Consider the following 13,675-nt stretch of genomic DNA (forward strand, 5'->3'; position numbering starts at 1 on the left):
CGGCCGAAAGCCACGCCCGCCGAGGCATCATGGCCCTTTCATACCACGAACTCTCCGTGGAAAACGCCGTCATACCCTTCAGTTTGAGCCTGCCGTCGAACGATTCGTCGGTCTGTCCCGCCACTTTCGAGATGGAGCATTTCCGTAGATGAGCACCCCAGCCAAGATCGCCCCGAAGCTGCCCGACAGCATTTTCCGCGCCTATGACATTCGCGGCACCGTGCCGGAATTCCTCAATGCCGAAACCGCTTACTGGATCGGCCGCGCCATCGGTTCGCAGAGCCTGGCCCAAGGTGAGCCGAACGTTTCCGTCGGTCGCGACGGCCGCCTGTCCGGCCCGGAGCTGGTTGCAGAACTGATTCGCGGCATCGCCGAAAGCGGCTGCCACGTCAGCGATGTCGGCCTGGTGCCAACGCCCGCGCTGTACTACGCCGCCAACGTCCTGGCCGGCAAATCCGGGGTGATGCTCACCGGCAGCCACAACCCGTCGAACTACAACGGTTTCAAGATCGTCATCGCCGGCGACACCCTCGCCAACGAACAGATCCAGGCCCTGCACGAGCGCCTCAAGACCAACAACTTGAGCAGCGGCACCGGCAGTGTCACTCAGGTCGAGATCCTCGACCGCTACAACACCGAAATCGTCCAGGACATCAAACTGGCGCGGCGCATGAAGGTCGTGGTCGACTGCGGCAACGGCGCGGCCGGTGTGATCGCCCCGCAACTGATCGAAGCGCTGAATTGCGAAGTCATCCCGCTGTTCTGCGAGGTCGATGGCAACTTCCCGAACCACCACCCGGATCCGGGCAAGCCTGAAAACCTCGTCGATCTGATCGCCAAAGTCAAAGAAACCAACGCCGACATCGGCCTGGCTTTCGACGGCGACGGCGACCGTGTCGGCGTGGTGACCAACACCGGCAGCATCGTTTACCCCGATCGCCTGCTGATGCTGTTCGCCCGTGACGTGGTCGCGCGCAACCCGGACGCGGAAATCATCTTCGACGTCAAATGCACCCGCCGCCTGGTGCCGCTGATCAAGGAATACGGTGGTCGTCCGCTAATGTGGAAGACCGGTCATTCGTTGATCAAAAAGAAAATGAAACAATCCGGTGCACTATTGGCCGGTGAAATGAGCGGGCACATCTTCTTCAAGGAGCGCTGGTTCGGTTTCGACGACGGCATCTACAGCGCCGCACGGCTGCTGGAGATCCTCAGCAAGGAAAAATCCACCGCGGAAGAGCTGTTTGCGACCTTCCCGAACGATATTTCTACGCCGGAAATCAATATCCATGTGACCGAAGAGAGCAAATTCAGCATCATTGATGCACTGCACGACGCACAGTGGGGCGCAGGCGCTGACCTGACCACCATCGACGGCGTGCGAGTCGATTACGCCAAAGGCTGGGGCCTGGTGCGCGCGTCCAACACCACACCGGTGCTGGTGCTGCGCTTCGAGGCCGATGACGAGGCAGAACTTGCGCGTATCAAGGACGTATTCCACGCCCAATTGAAACGTGTTGCACCTGATCTCCAACTACCGTTCTGATCCACCCGGAGCCCTGAATGACCCTCGAACGCGAAGCCGCCGCCCATACCGCCCAGGTCCTGTCCGAAGCGTTGCCTTACATCCGACGTTATGTCGGCAAGACCCTGGTGATCAAATACGGCGGCAACGCGATGGAAAGTGAGGAGCTGAAAACCGGCTTTGCGCGCGACATCGTCTTGATGAAAGCCGTGGGCATCAACCCGGTCGTGGTTCACGGTGGCGGCCCGCAGATCGGCGATCTGCTCAAGCGTCTGTCGATCGAAAGCCACTTCGTCGATGGTATGCGCGTCACCGACGCCGCGACCATGGATGTGGTGGAAATGGTCCTTGGCGGCCAGGTCAACAAAAGCATCGTCAACCTGATCAACCGTCACGGCGGCAGCGCCATCGGCCTGACCGGTAAAGACGCCGGGCTGATTCGTGCGAAGAAGCTCACCGTCACCCGTCAGACCCCGGAGATGACCCAGCCGGAAATCATCGACATCGGTCAGGTCGGCGAAGTGGTCGGGATCAACACCGAACTGCTGAACCTGCTGGTCAAAGGCAACTTCATTCCGGTGATTGCGCCGATTGGCGTGGGTGAGAACGGCGAGTCGTACAACATCAACGCGGATCTGGTGGCTGGTAAAGTCGCCGAGGCACTGAAAGCCGAGAAGCTGATGTTGCTGACCAATATTGCCGGCCTGATGGACAAGTCGGGCACCGTGTTGACCGGCCTGAGCACGCAGCAGGTCGACGACCTGATCGCCGACGGCACTATCTACGGCGGTATGCTGCCGAAGATCCGTTGTGCACTGGAAGCGGTTCAGGGCGGCGTGGGCAGCTCGCTGATCATCGACGGCCGCGTGCCGAACGCGATCCTGCTGGAAATCTTCACCGACACCGGTGTGGGCACGCTGATCAGCAATCGCAAGCGTCCGTAAGCGCAGACGCAAACAAAAAGACCCCGCTCAGCCAGGCTGAGCGGGGTCTTTTTTTGCCTGCAACCTCAGACTTCTGCACCTCTCCTGTGTAGGAGCTGCCGAAGGCTGCGATCTTTTGATCTTGCTCGCAAATGCCAAAATCAAAAGATCGCAGCCTTCGGCAGCTCCTACAGAGAAGGTGTGTCAGACGCCGAATTGGGCGCGGTAGGCTTCCACCGCTGGCAAGTGCTGCTTGAGCTGCGGATCGTCAGCCAAGAACTCCAGCACCTGGTTCAACGAAACAATGCTGATGACAGGGATGCCAAAGTCGCGTTCTACTTCCTGAATCGCCGACAACTCACCGTTGCCACGCTCCTGACGGTTCAGCGCGATCAGCACGCCCGCAGCTTTGGCGCCGTCCTGGGAAGCGATGATTTGCATCACTTCGCGGATTGCCGTACCAGCGGTGATCACGTCGTCGATGATCAACACGTCGCCAGTCAACGGAGCGCCGACCAGACTGCCGCCCTCGCCGTGGGCCTTGGCTTCCTTGCGGTTGAAGCACCATGGCAGATCACGGCCGTGGTGCTCGGCCAGCGCGACAGCTGTGGTCGCTGCCAACGGGATGCCTTTGTAGGCCGGTCCAAACAGAACGTCGAAGGGAATACCGCTTTCGGCAATGGCTGCAGCGTAGAAACGCCCCAACTGCGCCAGGGCCGAACCCGAGTTGAACAGGCCGGCGTTGAAGAAGTAAGGACTGGTGCGCCCGGACTTCAGGGTGAACTCACCGAAGCGCAAAACGCCGCGATCGATGGCAAAACGAATGAAATCGCGCTGATACGCTTGCATGAAAAAAACCCCAAATACCACGGATTTAGCTAATTAGCTTGACGCCGTGTATCATACACGCACGCGATTTTTGGGGCCATTTATGCGGATCATCAGTGTGAACGTCAATGGTATTCAGGCTGCAGTCGAGCGTGGTTTGCTCAGTTGGCTGCAAGCACAGAATGCCGACGTCATCTGCCTGCAGGACACCCGTGCCTCCGCCTTTGAACTGGATGACCCAGCCTTCCAACTGGATGGCTACTTCCTTTATGCCTGCGATGCTGAAGTCCCTGCCCAAGGCGGCGTGGCTTTGTATTCGCGGTTGCAACCGAAGGCTGTCATCAGCGGTCTCGGTTTCGAGACGGCCGACCGCTACGGGCGCTACCTGCAAGCAGATTTCGACAAAGTCAGTATTGCCACCTTGCTGCTTCCTTCGGGGATGAACGGCGATGAGGACTTGAACCAGAAGTTCAAGCTCATGGACGACTTCGGCAAGTACCTGGACAAACAGCGGCGCAAACGTCGCGAGTACATTTATTGTGGCTCGCTGTACGTGGCGCAGCAGAAGCTCGACATCAAGAACTGGCGCGACAGCCAGCAATCCCCGGGCTTCCTGGCGCCAGAACGCGCCTGGATGGACGAGATTGTCGGCAACATGGGCTATGTCGATGCCCTGCGCGAAGTCAGCCGCGAAGGCGACCAGTACAGCTGGTGGCCGGACAACGAACAGGCCGAGATGCTCAATCTCGGCTGGCGGTTTGACTACCAGATCCTGACCCCGGGCCTGCGGCGCTTCGTGCGCAGTGCTCGCCTGCCGCGTCAACCACGGTTCTCGCAGCACGCACCGCTGATCGTCGACTACGACTGGACGCTGACCATCTAAGCGTCGTTTCGCAGTTAAAAATGCCCGTATCGCAAGATACGGGCATTTTTTGTGCGTCAGTGCCAAGCCGATTCGGACTCAGACAGCGGCGAAGAACGGTAAGGTCAGGTAGAGCTTGATCACGACGACATTAATGATATCGATGAAAAACGCTCCGACCATCGGCACCACCAGAAAGGCAATCTGCGACGGCCCATAACGCTGCGTCACTGCCTGCATATTGGCAATCGCCGTCGGCGTCGCACCCAATCCGAAACCGCAATGCCCTGCCGCCAGCACGGCCGCGTCGTAGTTGCGCCCCATCATCCGGAATGTCACGAAAATCGCGAACAACGCCATGACCAGCGCCTGTACAGCCAGAATGATGAAAATCGGCAACGCCAGTGCGGCCAGATCCCACAACTTGAGCGACATCAGGGCAATCGCCAGAAACAGCGACAAGCTGACATTACCCAGCACCGACACCTCACGCTCGAACACCTGATACAGACCCAACGCCGAAAGCCCGTTGCGCAAGACCACGCCAACAAACAGAACACAAACGAACGTCGGCAACTCGAATGAAGTACCGTGCAGCCAGCCATTCAGAAGATTGCCCGCCAACAAGCTGACTGCAATCAGGGCGAGTGTTTCTATAAACGAAAACGGGGTAATCGAGCGTTCTTTGTTTGGTTGCTCGAAGCCTCTTGGCAACCGCGGCGTTTGCTGATTCTGACAACCGGGCACCTGCACTCGCTTGATGAGCAACCGTGCAACCGGTCCACCAATCAAACCACCCAGCACCAGACCAAACGTCGCGGAGGCGATCGCCAGCTCGGAGGCAGAGGCCAGACCGTATTTCTCACTGAATACCGTACCCCACGCAGCCCCAGTGCCGTGACCGCCCGCCAAGGTGATCGATCCGGTCAGCAGTCCCATCAATGGATCGAGCCCGAGCATTGTTGCCAGCCCGATCCCCATCGCATTTTGCACCACCAACAATCCGGTGACTGCCAACAGAAATATCCCGACAACGCGCCCGCCTTTCTTCAAGCTGGCAAAGTCTGCACTTAGACCAATGGTGGCAAAAAAGGCCAGCATCAAAGGTGTCTGCAGCGAAGTATCGAAACGAATTTCAATATTTAGCGTTCGCAGCAGCAACAAGATCAAGGCAACTACCAGGCCACCCGCGACCGGTTCAGGGATATTGTAACTGCGCATGAAGCCAACACGCATAACTAGCCCGCGCCCTAGCAAAAGAACTAAGGAGGCGGCCACAAGTGTTCCGTAAAAATCGAGCTGAATCATTGGGATTATTCTTGGCTATATATTCAGAGGCGAGCTGTTTACCTGCACGCACCTCATGAACCGGCTGATTGTCTCAACACTGATTACTCGGAAATTCAATAGCCTTCGATGGCTTGAATATATCTTAATATTTCAGGAGAAATATTATCCGAGCAACTTTAACAATCGTCGCCTTTGATTCCAAGGCCATGAATCCGAACTAAGCCGATGCAGTTGTGACTAAAAGTGTATATACAGAAAGAGTATCGACCGATCATCGCGATCAGATCATTCCTACCCATAATAGCGATTAATTTTGTTGCATTAATAAAATGCCCTGACAGGTCAGGGCATTTGTTTTAAAACTTTTCGAGCGCCTTATTTGATCAGTCGCCAGGTAAACGGATATCGGTAAGGAAAACCTTCATTGGCCTTCACACCGGCGATGATGGTCAAAACGAGCGCACCGATAGCCAGTATCCCCAACAGGAAGAACCCGATGATCAGCACCATCAGCAGGAAACAGATCAACGAGGCGATGGCGACGGTGATCTGAAAATTCAGCGCCTCCTTGCCTTGAGCGTCGATGAACGGGTCCGTTTCGCGCTTCATCTGCCAGAGGATCAACGGCCCGATCAGATTGCCGAACGGAATCCAGATCCCCAGCAAGGCCGACAAATGACAAAACATCGCCCACTGGCGAACCTCCTGGCTCGGTTTGGGCAGCAACTCTTGTTCGTCACTCATCGCGTCCTCCTTGCGGTTATGAACCTGCTCAGTCGGCCAGTGCTGCCTTTTGCAGTTCGAAGATTTCGTTCATGCCTTGCTTGGCCAGTTCCAGCATGGCGTTCAAGTCTTCAGGCTGGAACGGCGCGCCTTCAGCCGTACCCTGCACCTCGATGAAACCACCGGTGCTGGTCATCACCACGTTGAGGTCAGTCTCGGCGGCGGAATCTTCAAGATAGTCCAGATCCAGCACAGCCTCACCCTGATACATGCCGACCGACACGGCACCGATCATCTGCTTGAGCGGATCGCCACCCTTCAGGCCGCCACGCTTCTTGATTACTTTCAGCGCATCAACCAGTGCAACCATGGCGCCGGTGATCGAAGCCGTGCGAGTACCACCGTCGGCCTGGATCACGTCGCAGTCGACGTACAGGGTCACATCGCCCAGCTTGGACATGTCCAGCGCAGCGCGCAGGGAACGGCCGATCAGGCGCTGGATTTCCAGGGTGCGGCCGCCCTGCTTGCCACGGCTCGCTTCACGCTGGTTACGCTCGCCAGTGGCGCGCGGCAGCATGCCGTATTCGGCGGTCAACCAACCCTGGCCCTGGCCTTTGAGGAAGCGCGGCACACCGTTTTCGACGCTGACGGTGCAGATGACTTTGGTATCACCGAATTCGACCAGTACGGATCCCTCGGCGTGTTTGGTGTAGTTGCGGGTAATGCGGATCGAGCGGAGCTGATCGGCAGCGCGACCACTTGGACGTTTCATAGGGAATACCTGTACTGGGGACGGAAAACTGCCGAGCATTATAGAGCGCTGCACCGCGCGTGGGCACTCGTTAAAAATCCAGCCCGACGATCGAAGGCCCTGAAACACCCGTTACCGACGGGATGCAGCCCTTTGTCACACCGTGTGTTTGGGCGCATTCGCCGCACTGCGCTACAATCCTGCGCCTTTGCTGCCAGTCGGCTTAAATTCATACATATCGCGCCTGCGGAACACAGGTTTCGCGCCGATCTGCATTTGCGAGGTCACCGCCATGGTGCACAGCATGACCGCCTTCGCCCGCGTCGAAAAAGCCGGCGCACAGGGCACCCTGAGCTGGGAACTGCGCTCGGTGAACAGCCGCTATCTGGAACCCCACCTGCGCCTGCCGGAGTCGTTTCGCGACCTCGAAGGCGCGGTGCGTGAAGCGCTGCGTCAGGGCCTATCGCGGGGCAAACTCGAATGCACCCTGCGTTTCACCGAAGAAAGCACCGGCAAAACCCTGCAAGTCGATCGCGAGCGCGCCGCGCAGCTGGTTGCTGCAGCCGAGACCGTTGCCGGGCTGATCAAAAACCCTGCCGCACTCAACCCGCTGGAAGTGCTGGCCTGGCCCGGCGTACTGGTGGGCGATGCGAGCGACCCGCAGGCGCTGAATGCCGACGCACTGGCGCTTTTCAATCAAGGCCTGAAAGAGCTGAAGGCCGGCCGCGAGCGCGAAGGCGCGGAGCTGGCACGCCTGATCAACGAGCGTCTGACCTCCATCGAAGAGGACGTCGTGACCCTGCGCGAACTGGTGCCGCAGATGCTCGCGACCCAGCGTCAGAAAGTCCTCGATCGCTTCGCTGACATGAAGGCGGAGCTGGATCCGCAGCGCCTGGAACAGGAAATGGTCATCCTCGCGCAAAAGAGCGACGTGGCCGAAGAACTGGATCGCCTGAGCACCCACATCATCGAAGTTCGCCGGGTGCTCAAGTCCGGCGGTGCCGCTGGTCGGCGCCTGGACTTCCTGATGCAGGAACTCAACCGCGAAGCCAACACACTGGGCTCCAAGGCCTTCGACCCGCGCAGCACCCAAGCCGCCGTCAACCTCAAGGTGTTGATCGAGCAGATGCGCGAACAAGTGCAGAATATTGAGTAAGGCTACCCCGACATGACCCACAGCACCGGCACCCTGTACATCATTTCCGCGCCATCGGGCGCGGGCAAGAGCAGTCTGGTCAAGGCGTTGACCGATGCCATACCGGAAATTCGCGTTTCGGTTTCCCACACCACCCGCGCCATGCGTCCGGGTGAAGTGGACGGCGTGAACTATCACTTCGTGACCCGCGAAGAGTTCGTGAAGATGGGCGAGCATGGCGACTTCCTCGAACGCGCCGAAGTCTTCGGCAACTTCTACGGCACCTCGCAAAGCCGCCTGCAGCAGACGCTGGACGAAGGTCACGACCTGATTCTGGAAATCGACTGGCAAGGCGCCGAGCAAGTGCGCAAGCTGATGCCGCAAGCACGCTCAATCTTTATCCTGCCGCCGTCGCTTCAGGCCCTGCACCAACGCCTGACCAATCGCGGTCAGGACAGCGACGAGATCATTGACGGGCGGATGCGCGAAGCGGTCAGCGAGATGAGTCACTATGTCGAATACGACTACCTGATCATCAACGACGATTTTGCTCACGCACTGGACGATCTGAAGGCGATTTTCCGCGCCAATCAACTCCAGCAGAAACGCCAGCAAGTACGTTTCGGCAAATTGCTGGCCGAATTGCTCGGATAATCAGCACTTCCCAAAACAGCTGCAAGCGCTTTACATTGGTGCTTGCAGCGCGTTGAAGGGCTTGGTCAAAAAATCAGCGCTTCCCTAATCGCTGGTGATTTTTTAAACTGTTGAGTCCGCTCGCCCAACCGGGCAGCGCGCATATTGCATTCGCTCCGAGGAATACCATGGCCCGCGTAACCGTTGAAGACTGCCTAGAACACGTGGAAAACCGCTTTGAGCTGGTCATGCTCTCTACCAAGCGTGCCCGTCAACTGGCCACCGGCGGCAAAGAGCCATTGGTCCAGTGGGAAAACGACAAGCCGACTGTTGTCGCACTGCGTGAAATCGCTGAAGGCCTGATGAGCTACGAGTTCATCGCCGAGCAGGAAATCGTCCAGGATGAGCCGCTGTTTGCAGCGTTCGAGGACGAGTCCAACGAGGCCGTCTAAGCCTATGCCTGGTCGACGTAGCACGGCGCGGGATCACAGCTTACGGCAGGAATTATCATGCCGAGCATAGACGCCCTCGCCGATCGCTTATCGACCTACCTCGGCAACGACCAGGTCAACCTGGTCCGCCGAGCGTATTTCTACGCCGAACAAGCCCATGACGGTCAACGCCGTCGCAGCGGCGAGGCGTACGTCACGCATCCCCTTGCCGTGGCCAATATTCTTGCCGACATGCACATGGACCATCAGAGCCTGATGGCGGCGATGCTGCATGACGTGATCGAAGACACCGGTATCGCCAAAGAAGCGCTGCAAGCGCAGTTCGGTGAAACCGTGGCCGAACTGGTCGACGGGGTCAGCAAACTGACCCAGATGAATTTCGAGACCAAGGCCGAAGCCCAAGCCGAAAACTTCCAGAAAATGGCCATGGCCATGGCACGCGACATTCGCGTGATCCTGGTCAAACTCGCCGACCGCCTGCACAACATGCGCACGCTGGAAGTGCTGTCCGGCGAAAAGCGCCGACGCATCGCCAAGGAAACCCTGGAAATCTACGCGCCCATCGCCAACCGGCTGGGCATGCATGCCATTCGTATCGAATTTGAAGACCTTGGCTTCAAGGCCATGCACCCGATGCGTTCCGCGCGGATCTACCAAGCGGTCAAACGCGCCCGGGGCAACCGCAAGGAAATCGTCAACAAGATCGAAGAATCCCTCGGTCACTGCCTTGCCATCGACGGCATCCAGGGCGAAGTCAGCGGTCGTCAGAAACACCTCTACGGCATCTACAAGAAAATGCGCGGCAAGCGTCGGGCCTTCAACGAGATCATGGACGTCTATGCGTTCCGGATCATCGTCGACAAGGTCGATACCTGTTACCGCGTGCTGGGTGCTGTGCATAATTTGTACAAACCGTTGCCAGGGCGCTTCAAGGATTACATCGCGATTCCCAAGGCCAACGGCTATCAGTCGCTGCACACCACGCTGTTCGGCATGCATGGCGTGCCGATCGAAATCCAGATCCGCACCCGCGAAATGGAAGAGATGGCCAACAACGGCATCGCCGCCCATTGGCTGTACAAATCCAGCGGTGACGAGCAGCCAAAAGGCACTCACGCCCGCGCCCGTCAGTGGGTCAAAGGCGTGCTGGAGATGCAGCAACGTGCCGGCAACTCGCTGGAATTCATCGAGAGCGTGAAGATCGACCTGTTCCCGGACGAGGTCTACGTGTTCACGCCAAAAGGCCGGATCATGGAGCTGCCGAAAGGCTCCACGGCGGTCGACTTTGCCTACGCGGTGCACACCGATGTCGGCAACAGCTGCATAGCCTGCCGGATCAACCGCCGTCTCGCACCGCTGTCCGAACCACTGCAAAGCGGCTCCACAGTCGAGATCGTCAGCGCCCCGGGCGCACGGCCAAACCCGGCGTGGCTCAATTTCGTCGTCACCGGCAAGGCACGCACGCACATCCGCCATGCGCTGAAACTGCAACGTCGCTCCGAGTCCATCAGCCTCGGCGAACGCCTGCTGAACAAGGTGCTCAACGGTTTCGACAGTTCGCTGGAGAAGATCCCGGCCGAACGCGTCAAGGCGATGCTCACCGAGTACCGCCTCGAACTGATCGAAGACCTGCTCGAAGACATCGGCCTCGGCAACCGCATGGCCTATGTGGTCGCCCGCCGCCTGCTCGGCGAAGGCGAACAGTTGCCAAGCCCGGAAGGTCCGCTGGCGATTCGCGGCACCGAAGGTCTGGTGCTCAGCTACGCCAAATGCTGCACGCCGATCCCGGGCGACCCGATTGTCGGGCACCTGTCCGCGGGCAAAGGCATGGTCGTGCACCTGGACAACTGCCGCAACATCAGTGAAATCAGGCACAATCCGGAAAAATGCATCCAGCTCTCGTGGGCCAAGGATGTCACCGGCGAATTCAACGTCGAACTGCGCGTCGAGCTGGAACACCAGCGCGGCCTGATTGCCCTGCTGGCCAGCAGCGTCAACGCAGCCGACGGCAATATCGAGAAAATCAGCATGGACGAACGCGATGGGCGCATCAGCGTGGTCCAGTTGGTGGTCAGCGTTCACGACCGTGTGCACCTGGCCCGCGTGATCAAGAAACTGCGCGCCTTGACCGGGGTGATCCGCATCACCCGCATGCGTGCATAACCTGCCTATTACAAGGAGTCATATATGACCAAAACCGTAATCACCAGCGACAAGGCCCCGGCCGCCATCGGTACTTACTCCCAGGCGATCAAGGCAGGCAACACCGTTTACATGTCGGGCCAGATTCCTCTGGACCCAAAAACCATGGAACTGGTTGAAGGCTTCGAAGCCCAGACCGTCCAGGTGTTCGAGAACCTCAAAGCCGTGGCTGAAGCCGCTGGCGGTTCGTTCAAGGACATCGTCAAACTGAACATCTTTCTCACCGACCTGAGCCACTTCGCCAAGGTCAACGAGATCATGGGCAAGTACTTCGACCAGCCATACCCGGCTCGCGCCGCCATCGGCGTGGCTGCCCTGCCAAAGGGTTCGCAGGTTGAAATGGATGCCATTCTGGTCATCGAGTGATGCGCACGGCGCGGCCTCCAAAGCCGCGCCGACTGCTCTGCAAGAAAAGGTTTTGAAAGGATTCCACCATGCGCAAAGCGCTAGCTCTCCCGCTGCTCGCCATTTTCCTCGGCGGCTGCGCCAGCAACCCTGCCGACCGTGACATCAGCGGCACCTGGATCAATCAGGTGGCGATCGATGCCGCAGCCAAGGGCGGCCCCCTGCGCGAAGCGCTTCAGGCCTACGGCCCGAACCTGGAATGGGACGTCAACACCAAGGCCAGTCAGGCCCGCTACACCAACGGTTTTGAGAACGTCGAAGGACGGCTGCTGGGTGAACAGTCCGGCGCCTGGAAAGTCGACTTCTATGGCAGCTCCGCCAGTGAGCTGAAACGCGACGGCGGGCAACTGCAGCAAGCCGCCAGCGATAACGAACCGGAGCAGGTTTTCGACCGTGCACAGATTCCGGTGCCGGAAGGCGCACCGATCGGTGCCAGTTTCGAACGTGCACTGTATTCCGCCTACATGGGCGGCAACTGGACAATCGCCAGCGGTCAGGGCGAAGGCGGCACCGTGCAGTTTCAGGCTGACGGCCAGGTCTCCGGGCTGCCAGGAGCCGACCGTTATGCCTTGTGCCTGGCAGGTGATTGCGCTTCGATGAGCAGCACCAACGACAACATGTGGTTGCAGCTCAACGGTCAGGGCAATGCCTACATCTTTGCGCGCAAGGGCAAGGAGCTAGAGATTTTCCAGGCGGTGAACACGGCGCTGGCAGATGAAATGCCGCAGTACACGCCGGGCGAGCGCAAGTGGTTGCTGGAGAAGCAGTAACCTGCTTCTGAATTCGCAGATATCCCCTGTAGGAGTGAGCCTGCTCGCGATAGCGGTGTAACAGTCAGCACAAGTGTTGAATGTTATGACCTCATCGCGAGCAGGCTCACTCCTACAGTTGTTTTGGGGTGTCAGGAAGTCAGCATTTACCTTCTAGGATCGCGGCATAGCCCTCGCGGTAACTTGGGTACATTGGCGTCCAGCCCAACGCTTTAGCCCGGGCATTGCTGCAACGCTTGCTGCCCGTGCGCCGAACGCTCGCGTCTTCCGACCATTCGGTAACGCCCAGATACTCACGCAACCAGCCCACTACCTCGGCCAAGGGTGCCGGCGCGTCGTCGACGCCGATGTAGAAATCCTCCAGCTTCACGCCCTGCCGATCTCTCTCCAACAGGAACGCCAGCAACCCTGCCGCGTCGTCAGCATGAATCCGGTTGCCATACAGCGGCGGCTCGACCGCCACGCGATAGCCGCGACGCACTTGAGTCAGCAGCCACTCGCGGCCCGGTCCATAGATCCCGGTCAAACGCAGAATGCTTGCCGGAATACCGCTGTTGAGCGCGACCTGCTCAGCCTCCAGCATCAATCGCCCGGAATAACCGGCAGCGATGGTCTCTGAGTTCTCATCGACCCACTCACCCTCCTGCTGCCCATACACACTGCTGCTGGAGACGAAGATCAGCCGCTCAGGCACCTGCCCATAGTCGTCGAGCCAGCTCAGGACATTCTGCAAACCCTGCACATAAGCCGCGCGATAACCGGCCTCATCGTGATCAGTCGCTGCAGCGCAATACACCAGATAGTCCACGGCACCCACCGGCCAGGTCGCCGGGCAGTCCTCATTGAACAAGTCGCCGGCAACGCCAATCACCCCGTCGGGCAGCTTCGAAACATCCCGGCGCAAGCCATGAACTTCCCAACCAGCCGCCAGCAATTGCCTGGCCAGACGACTGCCGACATCACCACAACCGGCAATCAAAACAGAAGGCGCGGACATCAAAAAACTCCTATCGGAAAGACACAGACTAGCGCTGGCAAAGGACGGGCGGCTAGCAATGAAGGAAAAAAAGATACTCTATTACTTTTGTTAACAAGAATTACTTGCAATAATGCACCTCACTTTTGTTCTCGGCCTCACGAGGCCTGGAAGAGCATCAACGTTTTTCTATCTCAGGT

The 13,675-nt window shown here is 58.6% G+C and carries 13 protein-coding genes and 1 pseudogene; 9 read left to right on the forward strand and 5 right to left on the reverse strand.

Features of this window, described 5'->3' with window-relative positions; translation table 11 throughout:
- Positions 1-169 precede the first annotated feature (169 nt).
- Both J0G10_RS00120 and argB read left to right on the forward strand, forming a co-directional pair.
- Positions 170-1,546 (forward strand): annotated as a pseudogene (locus J0G10_RS00120) (phosphomannomutase/phosphoglucomutase); the annotation flags it as partial.
- Between the two features lie 17 nt (positions 1,547-1,563).
- Complete coding sequence (argB, locus tag J0G10_RS00125) at positions 1,564-2,469, forward strand: acetylglutamate kinase (RefSeq protein WP_003229488.1); 906 nt, start codon at positions 1,564-1,566, stop codon at positions 2,467-2,469.
- Positions 2,470-2,652: 183 nt separating this feature from the next.
- On the opposite strand, the gene pyrE is transcribed toward argB, so the two are convergent.
- Entirely contained in the window at positions 2,653-3,297 is a 645-nt protein-coding gene (gene pyrE / locus J0G10_RS00130) for an orotate phosphoribosyltransferase (protein WP_186619259.1), read from the reverse strand.
- 82 nt (positions 3,298-3,379) lie between these two features.
- Here pyrE and J0G10_RS00135 point away from each other — a divergent pair, with 82 nt between their 5' ends.
- Positions 3,380-4,159 carry an exodeoxyribonuclease III gene (locus tag J0G10_RS00135; protein ID WP_007920349.1) on the forward strand — a complete coding sequence of 260 codons (780 nt, stop codon included), beginning with the start codon at positions 3,380-3,382 and terminating at the stop codon, positions 4,157-4,159.
- A gap of 78 nt (positions 4,160-4,237) precedes the next feature.
- Here the strand turns inward: J0G10_RS00135 and gltS are convergent, their stop codons facing one another.
- From gltS to rph, 3 genes are all read right to left on the reverse strand, one after another.
- The gene (gltS, locus tag J0G10_RS00140; protein ID WP_095049324.1) at positions 4,238-5,446 is read right to left on the reverse strand and encodes a sodium/glutamate symporter; all 1,209 of its coding nucleotides are present in this window, start codon (positions 5,444-5,446) and stop codon (positions 4,238-4,240) included.
- 357 nt (positions 5,447-5,803) lie between these two features.
- A complete protein-coding gene (locus tag J0G10_RS00145) occupies positions 5,804-6,172 on the reverse strand; it encodes a DUF4870 domain-containing protein (RefSeq protein WP_007920344.1) in 369 nt (122 codons plus the stop codon).
- A 28-nt stretch (positions 6,173-6,200) separates the two neighbouring features.
- Entirely contained in the window at positions 6,201-6,923 is a 723-nt protein-coding gene (rph, locus tag J0G10_RS00150) for a ribonuclease PH (protein WP_016985814.1), read from the reverse strand.
- A gap of 271 nt (positions 6,924-7,194) precedes the next feature.
- Here rph and J0G10_RS00155 point away from each other — a divergent pair, with 271 nt between their 5' ends.
- The 6 genes from J0G10_RS00155 (at position 7,195) to J0G10_RS00180 (ending at position 12,499) form a co-directional block, all read left to right on the forward strand.
- On the forward strand, positions 7,195-8,058 hold the full coding sequence (locus tag J0G10_RS00155) for a YicC/YloC family endoribonuclease (protein WP_093429970.1): 864 nt from the start codon (positions 7,195-7,197) through the stop codon (positions 8,056-8,058).
- A gap of 12 nt (positions 8,059-8,070) precedes the next feature.
- Positions 8,071-8,691 carry a guanylate kinase gene (gene gmk / locus J0G10_RS00160; RefSeq protein WP_008078609.1) on the forward strand — a complete coding sequence of 207 codons (621 nt, stop codon included), beginning with the start codon at positions 8,071-8,073 and terminating at the stop codon, positions 8,689-8,691.
- 167 nt (positions 8,692-8,858) lie between these two features.
- Entirely contained in the window at positions 8,859-9,122 is a 264-nt protein-coding gene (gene rpoZ, locus J0G10_RS00165; RefSeq protein ID WP_008030604.1) for a DNA-directed RNA polymerase subunit omega, read from the forward strand.
- A gap of 57 nt (positions 9,123-9,179) precedes the next feature.
- Entirely contained in the window at positions 9,180-11,285 is a 2,106-nt protein-coding gene (spoT, locus tag J0G10_RS00170) for a bifunctional GTP diphosphokinase/guanosine-3',5'-bis pyrophosphate 3'-pyrophosphohydrolase (RefSeq protein ID WP_007920338.1), read from the forward strand.
- A gap of 24 nt (positions 11,286-11,309) precedes the next feature.
- The gene (locus J0G10_RS00175; RefSeq protein WP_003229509.1) at positions 11,310-11,690 is read left to right on the forward strand and encodes a RidA family protein; all 381 of its coding nucleotides are present in this window, start codon (positions 11,310-11,312) and stop codon (positions 11,688-11,690) included.
- 68 nt (positions 11,691-11,758) lie between these two features.
- Positions 11,759-12,499 carry a putative periplasmic lipoprotein gene (locus J0G10_RS00180; RefSeq protein ID WP_095049323.1) on the forward strand — a complete coding sequence of 247 codons (741 nt, stop codon included), beginning with the start codon at positions 11,759-11,761 and terminating at the stop codon, positions 12,497-12,499.
- A 139-nt stretch (positions 12,500-12,638) separates the two neighbouring features.
- Here J0G10_RS00180 and J0G10_RS00185 read toward each other — a convergent pair whose 3' ends face one another.
- Positions 12,639-13,496, reverse strand: coding sequence for an SDR family oxidoreductase (locus tag J0G10_RS00185; protein ID WP_220557168.1), 858 nt, complete (start codon positions 13,494-13,496; stop codon positions 12,639-12,641).
- Positions 13,497-13,675: the final 179 nt, after the last annotated feature.

The sequence above is a fragment of the Pseudomonas germanica genome (genome assembly GCF_019614655.1).
Taxonomy (GTDB): domain Bacteria; phylum Pseudomonadota; class Gammaproteobacteria; order Pseudomonadales; family Pseudomonadaceae; genus Aquipseudomonas; species Aquipseudomonas neuropathica.